The 14,731-nt window shown below is 52.4% G+C and carries 10 protein-coding genes; 4 read left to right on the top strand and 6 right to left on the bottom strand.

Translation table 11 applies throughout. The features are described from left to right. Positions 1-508 precede the first annotated feature (508 nt). A complete protein-coding gene (locus H6F91_RS26300; RefSeq protein ID WP_190769796.1) occupies positions 509-1,177 on the top strand; it encodes a carbonic anhydrase in 669 nt (222 codons plus the stop codon). A gap of 34 nt (positions 1,178-1,211) precedes the next feature. On the opposite strand, the gene H6F91_RS26295 is transcribed toward H6F91_RS26300, so the two are convergent. The 3 genes from H6F91_RS26295 to H6F91_RS26285 form a co-directional block, all read right to left on the bottom strand. Then, positions 1,212-2,093: an ABC transporter permease gene (locus tag H6F91_RS26295; protein ID WP_190769795.1), complete on the bottom strand. Its 882-nt coding sequence runs from the start codon at positions 2,091-2,093 to the stop codon at positions 1,212-1,214. A 206-nt stretch (positions 2,094-2,299) separates the two neighbouring features. Next, a complete protein-coding gene (locus H6F91_RS26290) occupies positions 2,300-3,310 on the bottom strand; it encodes an ABC transporter permease (protein WP_190770875.1) in 1,011 nt (336 codons plus the stop codon). Between the two features lie 85 nt (positions 3,311-3,395). Continuing rightward, positions 3,396-5,057, bottom strand: coding sequence for an ABC transporter substrate-binding protein (locus H6F91_RS26285; protein ID WP_190770876.1), 1,662 nt, complete (start codon positions 5,055-5,057; stop codon positions 3,396-3,398). Positions 5,058-5,747: 690 nt separating this feature from the next. Here H6F91_RS26285 and H6F91_RS26280 point away from each other — a divergent pair. After that, positions 5,748-7,589 carry a dipeptide ABC transporter ATP-binding protein gene (locus H6F91_RS26280; protein WP_190770877.1) on the top strand — a complete coding sequence of 614 codons (1,842 nt, stop codon included), beginning with the start codon at positions 5,748-5,750 and terminating at the stop codon, positions 7,587-7,589. 70 nt (positions 7,590-7,659) lie between these two features. Here H6F91_RS26280 and H6F91_RS26275 read toward each other — a convergent pair whose 3' ends face one another. From H6F91_RS26275 to gyrA, 3 genes are all read right to left on the bottom strand, one after another. Beyond that, positions 7,660-8,214 carry a hypothetical protein gene (locus H6F91_RS26275; RefSeq protein ID WP_242036003.1) on the bottom strand — a complete coding sequence of 185 codons (555 nt, stop codon included), beginning with the start codon at positions 8,212-8,214 and terminating at the stop codon, positions 7,660-7,662. Positions 8,215-8,554: 340 nt separating this feature from the next. Continuing rightward, entirely contained in the window at positions 8,555-9,790 is a 1,236-nt protein-coding gene (locus tag H6F91_RS26270) for an ATP-binding cassette domain-containing protein (RefSeq protein WP_190770878.1), read from the bottom strand. A 94-nt stretch (positions 9,791-9,884) separates the two neighbouring features. Then, positions 9,885-12,425, bottom strand: a complete 2,541-nt coding sequence (gene gyrA, locus H6F91_RS26265; RefSeq protein ID WP_190770879.1) for a DNA gyrase subunit A — start codon at positions 12,423-12,425, stop codon at positions 9,885-9,887. A gap of 333 nt (positions 12,426-12,758) precedes the next feature. On the opposite strand from gyrA, the gene H6F91_RS26260 reads away from it, so the two are divergent. Both H6F91_RS26260 and H6F91_RS26255 read left to right on the top strand, forming a co-directional pair. Then, positions 12,759-13,151, top strand: coding sequence for a response regulator (locus H6F91_RS26260; RefSeq protein ID WP_190770880.1), 393 nt, complete (start codon positions 12,759-12,761; stop codon positions 13,149-13,151). Positions 13,152-13,346: 195 nt separating this feature from the next. Next, on the top strand, positions 13,347-14,600 hold the full coding sequence (locus H6F91_RS26255; RefSeq protein WP_190770881.1) for a glycoside hydrolase family 10 protein: 1,254 nt from the start codon (positions 13,347-13,349) through the stop codon (positions 14,598-14,600). The last annotated feature ends 131 nt before the right edge of the window (positions 14,601-14,731 follow it).

Here is a 14,731-nt window from a genome sequence, read left to right as displayed (position 1 = left end):
AACACCGTTTGAGTGGGGTGGCAAGCGAGCGGCACGACGACAACGAGCGCGATCTAAACGACCTAAGCATCGATTAGGAGGGTCTGGGGCTGTAACCCAGTCCTTGGTGGCCTAAAATGCTCCACCTGAAATGGCAATACTCACGCCAGATGACCCACTAGTAGGCTGCGGCCTATGTTCGCAACCTATGTTTTTGTGTGGGGTGCGAAGTACCCCACACAAAAACATAGGTGATGGATTTCCGCCTCAGCGTACTAGTTAGGGCATCAGGAGCGAGTGGAAGCAGTGCGCCCATTCACTCCTGATGCCCTAGCTAACCGGGCCAAAACTCTACAAGACACATAAAGTTTCAGCAAATACGTGTTTTCTTCCTGGAAATCGCGATCGCACCATTGTATATAAATGTAAACTAATGGGTATTATTAAGAAAACCGGATTGACAATTTGCCACTCCGCACCTTTAACTACCCATTCAAGTCCCTTCCCTTGCCGAATACAGGCCATTCTTATGCCGTTGACTCGCATCCTCCAGGGCGTAAACCAGTTCCACGACAACTACTTCCGGAACCATCAGGCACTCTTTGAGGAGCTTTCTCAGGGGCAGTCGCCTGACGTGCTGTTCATCACGTGCTCGGACTCGCGGATTGATCCCTTCCTGATTACACAATCCCCTCCTGGGCGGCTGTTCGTCATGCGGAACGTAGGCAACATTGTTCCGTCCTACGGAGCGGCTAGCATTACTGAGTCTGCGGCGATCGAATACGCCGTGCAAGCTCTGGGCGTGAAGGACATCATTATTTGTGGTCACTCCCACTGCGGAGCCATGCGAGGGCTATTACAGGTAGGCAACCTCGCCGAGACAATGCCGATGGTGTATAGCTGGTTGCGTACCCACGGTGAAGCCACCCGTCGCCTTGTGATGGATAACTACTCCCACGAAACCCCGGAGCGGTTGCTCAAGATTGCGATCGAGCAAAACATCTTGACTCAAATTGAGAACCTGGAAACTTATCCGGTGGTACGCTCCAACCTCCACTCTGGCAAGTTAAACTTACACGCCTGGATGTATGAGATTGAAACAGGTTCTGTATATGCCTTCGACGCAGCCCATCGGAAGTTTACCCCCCTGGAACAGCGATCGTTCCCCGTCCCCGATCCGCTGATTATGGCAAGTTGATAAAAAAGAGCGACCAATGGTCGCTCTTTTTTTATTACCGTCCACTGCGAGGATCGAGGGCATCTCGGAGACCATCACCCAGAAGATTAAAGGCAAGCACTGTCAACGTAATAAAAAGACCAGGAAAAATAATGGTCCAGGGTGATGACAAAGAATAGCCTCCTTTGAAGGCATCAGAGAGCATCGTGCCCAGTTCTGGGGTAGGGGGCTGTGCGCCCAGTCCCAGGAAGCCCAGACCTGCCGCTTCCAGGGTAGCGGTACCGATCGCCAGGGTCGCCTGCACCACAATCGGCGCAAGACTCGCAGGCAAAATGTGCCGCAGAATAATCCGTGGCGGCGTGGCTCCAAAGGCGCGGACAGTTTGCACAAATTCCTGCTCGCGCAGGGAAAGTACCATGCTGCGGGTGAGGCGGATAAACTTGGGCAACTGCACCAGACCGACGGCAAACATGACGCTGACAACACTGGGACCCGTGACGGTGACGATAGCGATCGCCAACAAAATCGAGGGAAACGCCAGCATCACGTCGGTCATCCAACCCACCACCGTTTCCAACCGCCCCCGAAAGTATCCCGCCAGTAGCCCTAAGGCCACACCGATGAGCATACCGATCGCCACGGCTACCAACCCAATTAGCAGCGACGTCTGCAATCCATACCAAACCTGACTGAGAATGTCGCGGCCTAAACCGTCCGTGCCAAACCAGAACTCAGGGCTAGGGGGTCTAAGGCGAGCAGCGTAGTTGCGATCGCCAGCAGGATCATAAGGTCGAAGGATGGGCGCCAGCACAGCCATCAGTATAATCAGTGCAGTTAGCACCAGGCCAATCATGCCAGACGTAGATTGCAGAAAGCGCTGAACAGCACGTTGTTTGCGGAAACGGGCAAAGCGAGTAGCTGGGGTAGCGGTGGTCATAGGAGGAAAGAATATTTCAATGTAAGAGTTTGAACTAAATTCTTCTGTGGGGGCGGGTTTTAACGCCATGTTGACGTCAAAACCAAAGATGTTCAATCAAACCCGCGCTGATCCGAGTAATACATTTTCAAGAGTCATATGTTTTATAACGCGCCTCTACACACGGGGATGATCAACTGTCGTTGATTGTCGAATCTCACTCAAACCTATTTGTACTGAATTCGTGGATCTAATAGGGCATAAGAAATATCAACTAAAAGATTGATCAATACAAAGGCAGTGGCAACAAAAATGACACCTCCCTGAACAACTGGATAGTCGCGAGTAAGAATGCCCTCGTAGATCCATTTACCAATTCCTGGCCATGCAAAAATGGTTTCTGTAAGAATGGCTCCACCTAAAAGTGTGCCAAACTCTAAACCAATAATAGTGACGACAGGAAGCATGGCATTTTTCAAAGCATGTTTAAAAATCACCCAGTACTCCAATAAACCCTTTGCGCGAGCGGTACGGATATAGTCCTGAGAGAGGACTTCTAGCATGGCGCTGCGAGTGATGCGAGCAAGAATGGCAAGGGGAATGGTGCTGAGGGTGAGGGCAGGAAGGGTCAGGTGCGCCAGAATATCACCCAGAGCAGCAAAATTGCCCTGCACCAGGGCATCAAAAACATAAAAGCCCGTAATCGGTTTGAAAGCCAATCCCGCATCCACACTAATGCGGCCACTGGGGGGAAGCCATCGCAAGTTGACCGCAAACAGGTATACCAGCAGTAGGCCAAGCCAGTACACAGGCATTGATACCCCAATCAGCGAACCGCTCATAGTGGCGTTGTCCCACAGGCTGTTTTTACGGACAGCGGCGATTACCCCGGCGGGAATGCCGATCGCCAGAGCAATGACCATCGCCGCTACAGACAGCTCAAACGTAGCAGGCCAGCGATTCAAGATCTCCCGGATGATGGGAACTCCGGTAAAGATGCTACGCCCCAGATCAAAGCGAAGCAGGTTGCCCATAAAGGCCAGGTATTGCAACGGCAGCGGTTCGTTTAGACCCATGCGTTCACGAAGCGCTTCGACCTGGGTAGGGGTAGCGCGATCGCCCAACATCACTACTGCTGGATCCCCTGGAATCAGGTGCAGGAAGAGAAACACCAGCAGCGTAATGCCGAAAAGAACGGGTAACAGATTCAAGAGACGGCGGAGAATGTAGCGGCCCATGAGGGGTGGAGGGGTAGATGAGTGGAAAAAGGGCGGGCAAGCAGGGGTGGAAGGTGTTGAATCCCACGCCCTGCTGATTGCGTGATTAGGACTTTTCGATTTCCTCGAAAGACTCCGACCCTAACGGGCTTGGGTTCCAGTTGCCAAGACTGCTACGTTGGGCCAGCAACGGTTGGGAGTGGACGATAGGAATCCGCAGAGCTTCGTCGAAGAGAATTTTGTCAACCTGGGCATACATCTGGCCCCGCTTGGCGGTGTCAGCTTCAGCACGGGCCTGGTCTAGCAGATCAAAGACCTGCTGATTTTTCCATTTGCCGAGGTCATCGGTGGAACCAGGGCCGAAGTGGGCATATAGGAAGTTGTCGGGGTCGCCGTAGTCACCCGTCCAGCCCAGCATGAAGGACTGGAAACCGGGAGGCGTGTTGCGATCCTCCAGATACGCACCCCAGTCTTTAGTTTGCAAACTAACTCGAATGCCAATGGTGTTCAGTTCAGCAGCGAACGCTTCCGCGATTGGCTTAGGGTTCGGGAAGTAGGGACGGCTGACGGGCATATACCAGAGCTGCAAGTCAAAGCCGTTGGGGTAGCCAGCTGCCGCGAGAGCTTGCTTCGCCGCATCGGGGTTGTACTGATAATCCGTCACATCCTTCGAGCGGAAATTCTCCATGGAAGGCGGCACGAAGTGGGCATCAGTTTGGCCCAGCTCGCCCCAAAAGGCTTTCACGATTTCGGGCTTGTTGATAGCCTCAGCGATCGCTCGCCGCACCTCTGGCTTCGACAAAGGCTCATAGCCGGGGTTTAGCGCCAGATATCCCACGTTAAAGGAAGGGCGATAGACTGCTTTAAGGCTAGAATCTCCTTCAATTTCGGCCAACTGGTCAGGGGTAAGGTCGACAGTGAAATCAACAGTGCCAGCCCGCAGTTGTGCAAGGCGAGCCGCCGGGTCTTCCACGAAGGTAATGATCAATTGTTGTTCTTTAGGAACCCCTTCCCGCCAGTAGTCAGGGTTCGCCTTCAGGCTGACTCGTTCACCTGACCGCCATTCCTCAAACACATAGGGGCCAGTACCCACAGCCGCACCAGAGGGTGTGCCATAATCTGCAGCGGATTTTTGAATGGCTGTGGGGCTGGCAATACCGAAGTATCCCGCAGCTACGGCAGCCGGGAATGCTGCGAAGGGCTGTTTTAGCTTGATATCAATGGCGGTTGGGCTCTTAACTGTAACTGATTGAACCAGAGACTCTTTCGAGCCCTTAGTACCGCCAAAGAGATTTGTCCAAATTTCGTAGAGCTTTCCAGCATCCCGATAACCATACTCAAACTCGGGATCCCACCAGCGGTTAAAGTTGAAGGCTACGGCTTCAGCATTAAAGTCGGTGCCGTCGTGGAACTTTACCCCCTCCTTCAGGGTAAATGTCCAGGTGAGGTTGTCGTCGGATACCTCCCACTTATCAGCCAGAGCTGGAACAAGGTCTGTACTACCTGGCTTAAAGTCGATCAGGCGGTCATAAATTTGCTGCTGGACATACAGAGAGTTGCCATCCGTGATGTTGCCAGGCTCCAGGTTGACGGGAGGGCCACTGGAAGCAAACACCAGAGCTGATGTACCACTGGCACTGCCCGTCGCTGCGGGGCTTGTCCCAGTACTAGTTTCAGATTGGCCCGTGCAGTTCACGAGGGCGATCGCCAATCCAAAGGTCACAATCGCTAAACTTACAAATTTTATAAAGCGTCGCCAGAGTCGCATTTTAATCTCCTTGTTTTATGGACTCATCTGGACGTGCATTGAGTGTCAAACAGGCCCAGTTCCATCATGTTGGAATGGGCAAAAAGGATGACTTGCTAGAGAAGCAGATCTCCGCACATTAAAGGCAGTTTACGCATTAGAAACGAGGGCAACTGTAGATCTAAAGAAAGTTTTAGGAATGTGTTGAGAATTCTATGACATCGTTGTTAAGTTTGCTTACTGGGCACAGTTTAGAGGGGCGATCGCTGTTACCGTTCAGAATTGAGATAGTCTATCCCTTAAGCTCTCTTCATCAATAATGATGTTGACATAAAATTTGGGTTACTTGAGATAATGATGATGTCTTCTTAACATAACTAGAGAAGCACTAAAGCTTTACCATCAAAAGACCTGGGCTAACAGATGGAGCACTTAAGAGTCTTTTTTAGCAAGCATTCGCTGGCACGAATGTATTAGCGAATTCTAGATCTTGTTGATACTTTTTCACTAGAATGTGAAGATTGAAACACTCGATAAAAATAGAAGGTTTTATCAACAATAGATTCTAAATCTCATCCTTTTGGGGGATGCTTTACAAGCTAGTTTTCGTCTTTTCAAAGATTCCCTTAAAGGCAAGTATCGGGAAAAATTAGAAGTAGCTTATTCGATCGAATTGTTTTCACATCCACTCATATTTCTGTTGCTAAATCTGTGAATCCAACCTCCTCACTTCCCATTCTGGATGTTCGTCAGTTTTCTGTTGAGTTCCGTAGTAAAGCGGAAACGGTTCGAGCGGTTAACCAAATTTCGTTTACGCTCAACCCCGGTGAAACACTCGGTATTGTGGGTGAATCTGGTTCTGGGAAATCCGTTACATCCCTTGGCATTATTGGCCTGCTGCCACCCAAAACCATTCAGACTGGGGAAATCCTCTTCCGCAATCCCCGTTTGCCCGACGCCAACCCCGTCAATCTACTCGCCCTTAGTTCCGAGCAGCGTCGGTTGTATCGAGGTGGGCTGATCTCGATGATTTTTCAGGAGCCACTGTCATCTCTGAACCCGGTATATACCTGTGGAGATCAGGTAACAGAGGCAATTCGACTGCATCAAGTGGTGAGCAGGGAAGAAGCAAGAGAGCGGGCGATCGCCCTTTTCCGTGAGGTCAAACTCCCCAACCCAGAGCGCATCATTAACCGCTATCCCCACCAGCTTTCAGGGGGACAGCAACAGCGGGTGATGATTGCCATGGCGTTGGCGGGCAACCCAGCCATTTTGATTGCAGATGAACCGACCACCGCCCTGGATGTCACCATCCAGGCTACGATCCTGCAATTGCTACGGGAGATTCAGCTCAAGCGGGGGATGTCTGTTATCTTCATCACCCATGATATGGGCGTGGTAGCCGAGATTGCCGATCGCGTTGTGGTCATGTATCGCGGTGATGCCGTGGAAACGGCTCCGACCTACGAGCTGTTTTCCAACCCCCAGCATCCCTATACCCAGGGTTTGCTCAACTGCCGCCCTCGCCCTGATCAACGGCTTAAGCGCCTGCCAACGGTGGCCGATTTCATGACCGTGACCACCAATGCCAATGGCGAGTTAGAAATTCAGGCAAAGGAACATACCCCTGAACAAGAGCTGGCTCTTTTCTCACAAATTAGTGCCGAGGAAACCCAGGAGCATTACGAAACCCTGCACCAGCAGGAGCCTTTGTTGGTCGTTCGCGATTTGACCAAGGCATTCCCGGTGAGCCGAGGCTTTTTTGCCCAAAAGACCCTGCTGAACGCAGTCGACCATGTCAGCTTTGAGGTATACCCCGGCGAAACCTTGGGGTTAGTGGGAGAATCGGGTTGCGGAAAGTCTACGTTGAGCCGTTGTTTGTTACGGCTGATCGAGCCCAGCTCAGGCGAAATTCTGTTCGATCAGCAAGACATCATGGCGCTGGATGAACACTCTATGCGGCAGTTGCGCCGCCGGATGCAAATTGTCTTCCAGAATCCCTACGGTTCCTTGAATGCGCGGCAAACGATTGGAGCCGCGTTGATGGAGCCAATGATCATTCATAACCTATACCCCTCCGAAGTAGAACGGCGCGATCGCGCCATCGACCTTCTACAACGGGTGGGCCTCGATCCCGGAGCCATGAACCGGATGCCCCACGAGTTCTCAGGTGGTCAACGGCAACGGATCTGCATCGCCCGAGTTTTGGCCTGTGACCCTCAATTCATCATTTGTGATGAATCGGTATCCGCCCTCGACGTATCCGTACAGGCTCAGGTATTGAACCTGCTGAAGGATTTGCAGAAGGATTTTGGGTTGACGTACATCTTCATTTCCCATGATTTGAGCGTGGTGAAATTTGTGAGCGATCGCATCATGGTGATGAACGCTGGCCGTATCGAAGAAATTGGCCCCGCTGACACGGTCTACACCAATCCTCAACGCGACTATACGCGTCAACTAATTCGCTCTATTCCCAACACAGGGTTGGAACATATCAAAGCACGCCAAGAACAACGGGATTTGGTGTTAGCCAAATCTGAGCACGAATAGAAATTGCATTTGCACAGCAAGAAATAACACGGCACAAAATGCCGTGTTATTTCTTGCTGTGCAGACTTGTCTAATCAATCGGCTCTACCTGGCTGTTGTGAATATAGCCCCGTGCTCCACACACGTCCGTGATATACCAATCCCCTTCTGAACCTAAAACATTAATATTGCGCTGTTCACGAATGACACACTGAACCGTTCCATTAGGACTCACTCGCACATTACTGGGGGGTGCAAATACAAACCAACGCAATGTCGGCTGTGCAACTGTTGTCCGTGTATCTCCTTCGCAAACGATGCGTATCATATCCGACGTCGCACCTGACTGAGGAGCATGCACCACGCCATCCTCAAACGTCGTCCAACTGCCATTCTCGCAGTTAGCCTGACTGTAGCGAGAATCGTCTCCAAGATAATAGGTGAAATCGACACTACGACCACTCGCCCGTCGTATTGAGTCCACATCGAGCCGCACCCGTTGCCCTCCAACAGCCTGCCCCAAATCAAGCAAATTGCTCTGCGCCGTGGCCGGAAGTGCCACCCCTCCCGCCAAAGACGCACCCAATCCCAACAGTGCAACAGCTGACCCAAAAGCTCGATTGAGCCCAGATTTTCTAGTCTTCATAACGTATCCCTCCAACCCTTACCTGTCCAGTAGAGCTAACAGGTACGACTCATACCCCAATTCTTAATAAAAGCCCCTACCAATTTAACTGTCTTCAGGTTAGAAATAAAATGTCTAAAGTATTGATTCTACTTGCACTTCCCATACACAAAAGCAGTATTCCTCAGATACCAGAAAAACATTCCCAAACATTTCTACAACCTTTTCCTATAAGTAAGCTACTCCCGTAGCTTACTTATAGGACTTACGCAGATCCACTACGTTTAGTGCATTCTTGTTGTGTGTGGTGTGCTTCGCACACCACACACAACAAGAATGCACAATAATAAGTCCTGAATATTCAGGATGGTGCGATCGCCAACCCCGTTTCCCGATCAAACAAATGCAACTTATCCGGAGCCAACGCCAACCACAAATCCTCTCGCAACGAAACCCGCCGATCGGGCTCAACACGAATCTGAAGCAGCGGCTCATCTGCCACATCCGTTCGTCGCACCGTCAAATAGGTTTCCGAACCCAATGCCTCGACCCGCTCCACGCGCACAGGCAGATTCTTAGGAGCTGGAGCACTAATGCTAAAGTGCTCCGGCCGAATTCCAAGGCGAAGCGATCGCCCCTGATACGGCCTCAACGCTGGCTCCCAAAACTCCGGCAACGTCAGACGAAACTGACCATCGGCGATCAGCAACGGAGCCTGCACCTGCACCTCCAAAAAATTCATCGGTGGCGAACCAATAAATGCCGCTACAAATTCATTAGCTGGATGATTGTAAAGTTCTAGCGGCGTTGCGATCTGCTGAATTTGCCCCGCATTCAGGACAGCAATGCGATCGCCCATCGTCATCGCTTCCGTCTGATCGTGCGTCACATAGATGGTCGTTGTCCCCAACTTCCGCTGCAAATTCACGATCTGTGCTCGGGTTTCCGTCCGTAACTTTGCATCCAAATTCGATAGCGGCTCATCCATCAAAAAAACTTGCGGATTTCGTGCCATCGCTCGCCCCAGGGCCACCCGTTGCTTTTGCCCACCCGAAAGCTGCTTCGGCAACCGATCCAACAGGGTATCGATCTGAAGCATCTGTGCCACCGTTCGCACCCGCTGCTCCACCTGCCGCTCCGGTTCTGACCAATAGCGCAGCCCCTTGGGAAGAGGCCGAGTTGCCGCTACCAACGCCCGTTCCCAGGCTGAGTCATTGCCAACATTACCGGGAGCCTGCGATCGCCGCAGCCCAAAGGCCAGATTCTCGTACACCGACATGTGGGGATACAGAGCATAGCTCTGGAACACCATCGCAATATCCCGCTGCTTGGGAGGGAGGTCATTGACACGGCGATCGCCCACCCAAATATTGCCCCCCGTCACCGTCTCCAGCCCAGCAATCAGGCGCAGTAGCGTACTCTTACCGCAGCCCGATGGCCCCACCAGCACCATAAATTCCCCGTCATACACCGTCAGGTTAATCCGGCGCAGCACGCTTACCGCCTGACTATCGGCACCCTCCTCCGTAGAGGACGACGAGCGACCTTTCCGGGGGGGAAAGCTTTTGTAGATATTTTCGAGAACAACCTGCGCCACAGTAATTAGTTCAGAATTCGCTGAGGAAAGGGAGGAAACGACGACGCCCCGATTTAGTTGGGGCAATCGTAGAAACCAATCTGCTTATTCTCCCCTATTCTTCCGAATTTTCCTGTTGGTCGAGATCAGATTCTCCCTCTTCCTCATCGGGAGGTAACGGATCAGGGAGTACCTGGGCAATCTTCTCCCCCTTGGGCAGCTTCAATAGAGCCTCAGCAGCGACTGACCGGCTGGCAACAGGAATGTCATCGACGGGAATCAGAGCCATGCGATCGCCCTCCGTTCGCACTGTCAACGAGGTATTACTCCAGGCCGGAGCAAGCGATCGCAAGGTATCGGTCTTATTGGGGAACTGCAAGCCCTGCACACCTAAATCACCTCGATTGGCTAACCGCAAAGACGATGCCTGCCGCTGCACCCCAAAACCCTGGGTAGTCACCAGCACAAAGCTATCCTCAGGGGCCAGAGCAACACAACCGACCAAACTTTCGTTCTTACCCAGTCGCAAGGCCACCAGACCTTGAGCAGAACGCGCCTGAATGGGCAATTGCTCGTCGTTTACTTCAAACCGGAGCAACCGCCCACCTGTGGTGGCCAGCACCAAGTTATCTCCCGGAAAGGCCAAAATAGCCTGTTGCAGCTCATCATCCTCTTTCAGCTTGAGAGCCGTTAACCCTCGGGCGGTCAGGTTCGTAAATTCGCTCAACGGCAACCGCTTGATCCGGCCCTTGGTCGTCAACAAAATCAACTCCACTTCATCGACGGCATCCCCAAGCACAAACTGGGCCACGATCTCCTCGGGGCTACCGCCTTGGGGCAGCAGGGTCACCAGGGGGGTTCCCTTCGATTGCCGCGTGGTTTGAGGAATGTCGCGAACGGCGATCGCAAACGCCTTACCACTGCGCGTTAACACCAACACCTGCTGCCCAGTGGTTGCTGCTTCCACCTGGGTTGCCAGGTCGTCATACTCCACCAGTTTTTTGGGAGCCGGGGGTTCCAGGCGAGCTTGTTGACGCTGGAAGGCTTTCGGGGTGGAACGGCGCACATAGCCGCGTTGGGTGAACTCTAACACCACCTCATCTTCGAGCACTTCGGATTCCAACCCCGCCAAACCTTCCACTTCTTCTGCCCGTTCTGAAGCGCTCAGCACTTTCGTACGACGAGCATCGTTAAACTGTTTTCTGAGGCTCCGCAGTTCCTTCTTGAGGGCTTTCAGCAACTCTTTGCGCTCCGTCAAAAGTCGCTGTAGCTCCTGAATGCGGGTACGAATTTGATCAAAGTCGTCCTGAAGCTTTTGCCGCTCCATCCCGGTGAGTCGGCGCAGGGGCATGGAGAGGATGGCGTCGGATTGGCGATCGCTAAACCCAAACTGTGCCTGGAACTGCGTCTTCGCCGTCGTCCCATCGGGGGCATTCCGCAGAATATCGATAATGGCATCCAGGTTATCCAAGGCCCGCAGCAGTCCTTCCAGAACGTGGATCTGGTTTTCCGCCTTTTGCAATTCGTGGCGATACTGCCGGGTCAGGGTTTCCTCCCGGAAGGAGAGGAAATGCTGAAGTACCTCTTTCAAAGGCATCTGCCGGGGTTGGCCATCCACCAGAGCCAGGAAAATTGCGCCAAAGTTGACTTGCAGCGTCGTCATCTTGTAAAGCTTGTTCAGGAGCCGCTGGGGATTCTCCTCCCGCTTTAGTTCAATCACGACTCTCATCCCGTCGCGATCGCTCTCATCCCGAATGTCCTGAATTCCCTCCAGTCGGCCCTGGTTGGTTAGATCCGCTACCTTCTCAATCCAGGCTGCTTTGTTGACCTGGTAGGGCAGTTCCGTAATGATGATCGCTGGACGTCGATGCCGTCCTCGTCCTGGCTGAATCTCCTCAAACTGCGCCACTCCTCGCACAGGAATACTGCCCCGCCCTGTGCGATAGGCTTCTCGCACGCCATCCGTACCGACGATTTCGCCTCCCGTGGGAAAATCCGGGCCGGGGATGAAATTAAATAGCGCTTCATCCGACAGGTTGGGATTATCGATCATGGCAATCAACCCATCCACCACTTCCCCCAGGTTGTGGGGCGGAATGTTGGTCGCCATACCCACCGCAATTCCTGAGGAGCCATTCAGCACCAGGAATGGGAGCTGGGCTGGAAGAACAACGGGTTCCTGCTGAGAGTTGTCAAAGTTGGGGATGAAGTTGACGGTGGCTTCTCCAATCTCCGTCAGCATGGCCTCGTTGCTGACGGGAGAGAGGCGCGTCTCCGTATATCGCATCGCTGCTGGAGGATCGTCATCTACCGAGCCAAAGTTCCCATGGCCACCCAAGAGCGGATAACGGCTAGAAAAATCTTGCACCATCCGCACTAGAGCATCATAAACCGCCTGATCGCCGTGGGGGTGGTATTTACCCAGCACGTCTCCCACCACACGGGCGCATTTTCGGAAGGGGCGATCGGGCGTTAATCCCAACTCATGCATAGCGTAGAGAATGCGCCGATGCACGGGTTTCAGGCCATCGCGCACATCCGGCAGTGCCCGCCCTACGATTACACTCATGGCGTATTCCAGGTAGGATCGTTGCACCTCGGTATGGAGGGCCGTAGAAACGACATTTCCAGTGGGGAGGTTCAATTGCTCAGCCATGGTGTATCTTTAATCCTTCCAATGCAGATTAGGGGAAATGGTCAGGGGGCCGAAGATCGGTCAACGTGTCAGGTAAACCGTTCATCAGGTGTGCTTAAGTGACTATAGCGGTAACCACACCTCGCAACGATGGATTTTAGGGTAATTGGCCCTCCTTCTTTAAAAATTATGTGAAGGTGAGCAGGAAATGTTCCTCCTGAGGAACCTAAAAATGATGGGATAAGCTATTACTCCTAACAGACTGAGCCAGTGAAAGAATCATATTTTTTGAAAATGGCTGTGTTCTGTTTGTCAAAATGGCTCATTCTAAACACTATGCAGTAGGTTCACAATATGAAAACAGTGCTGATTGTGGAAGATGACCCTATTAATGCGCGGGTTTTCTCCAAAATTCTGACTAAGCGGGGTGGGCTAGACGTCAAGCACACCGAGAACGTTGACGAAGTGATGCAGATTGCGCGATCGCGCGAAGTCGACATCATCCTCATGGATGTTTCCCTCTCCCATAGTGTCTATCAAGGAAAACCTGTGGACGGCATTCGGATTACCCAGATGCTCAAAGAAGATCCCTCCACATCAGACTTGCCCGTGGTCTTGGTAACAGCCCATGCTATGGAGGGCGATCGCGAGACCTTCCTCAAGCAGAGCGGTGCCGATGGTTACATTTCGAAACCTGTCGTCGATCACCAGCAGTTTGTTGATCAGGTGATGGGGCTGTTGAAGTAGTCAAACTCAGCAGAGTCATTTCCTGGTCAGCCTTCTACGTGTTACACGTACATTTGTACCACATTGTCCTCCTTCCTGTGCAGCAACTTTAGTGAGTTCTCTACCGTCAGGTAGAGAAGAGTCCTCAATTTTTCCTGGGAGCTTGGTTTCCAGAGCGAAGAGGAGATATTGAGGCCATTTCCTTCTTTCTTAGCCATGCGTACTTCTTCTCAACTGGGTGGGTTCCATCAGGAATCCGGTTTTCGCTTGGTTCTACGACCTCTGCGACAATCTTTTCGACGCCTTTCCCTGTTTTTTCTGAGCCTTCTGATCTGTGCGCTTGTCGTAGCCCAACCCTGGGAAGCTATGCGAGCCGTTGCCCAACGCGTTCCTGCTTCGGCCCCCACAGAACTCCGAGGGGTTTGGCTGACCAACATTGATAGCAGCGTCATGTTCTCCCGTCGCAACCTGCGCAATGGGATGCAGCGCCTCGCCCGACTCCACTTCAATACGGTCTACCCCACCGTCTGGAACTGGGGCTACACCCTTTACCCCAGCCCTCTCGCTGAGCAGGTGATTGGTCGCGCCCAGCTCCCCGATCGCAGCCTGCGACGACGAGATGTGTTAGAGGAGGCTGTAGAAAACGGTCATGATATGGGCCTGGCAGTGGTGCCGTGGTTTGAATTTGGATTAATGGCCCCAGCGGATTCTGAGCTAGTCATTCGGCATCCCGACTGGGTCACCCAACGACGCGATGGCTCTAAGGTCATTATGGAAGGGATTTATCCCCGCGTGTGGCTCAATCCCTTTCACCCAGAAGTGCAGCAATTTCTTCTGGGTTTGATCGGGGAAATTGTCACCCGCTACGATGTGGATGGTCTGCAACTGGATGACCACTTCGGCCTGCCTGCCGAACTGGGCTATGACCCCTACACCGTCAACCTTTACCGTCAGCAACACAACGGGCGCACCCCTCCTGCCAACTCCCAAGACCCCGAGTGGATGCGCTGGCGGGCGAACCAGATTACGAGCTTGATGCAGCGGACGTTTACCACGATTAAACGGGTAAAACCCAATGCGATCGTTGCCCTCTCTCCAAACTCCCAAGACTTTTCCTACAACCACTACCTTCAAGACTGGAGCTCCTGGGAACGAGCCGGTTATATCGAAGAATTAATCCTCCAGGTTTATCGCGACAACCTGACAGGTTTCACCCAGGAGTTAAATCATCCTGCTGTCCAGCAAGCCCGCAGCCACATTCCCGTAGCTGTTGGTGTACTTGCAGGATTACGCAATCGTTTGACAGACCAAAACCTCTTGCAACAACAAATACAAGCTATACGCGATCGCCAATACGCGGGAGTTTCCTTCTTCTTCTACGAAACCCTAAACGGACGAGACAATATGCTCCAACAACTGTTTAGCAGCCCTGCGCAGCGGCCCCTGGTCGCTTCTGCTCAACGCCGGTAACGGTATACTCACGTCTTCTCAATAGGGAGATGCGCCTACTGTTATACGCCTTGCTCGGGTGGAGCATAAATAATCCTAGGCATTTTCATTAAGACAAAAGGAGTGAGTGCAAAGCACTCACTCCTTTTGTC

It is taken from the genome of Leptolyngbya sp. FACHB-8, assembly GCF_014695575.1.
Lineage (GTDB): Bacteria > Cyanobacteriota > Cyanobacteriia > Elainellales > Elainellaceae > Vacuolonema.
This window is presented reverse-complemented; position numbering and strand designations above follow the sequence as displayed.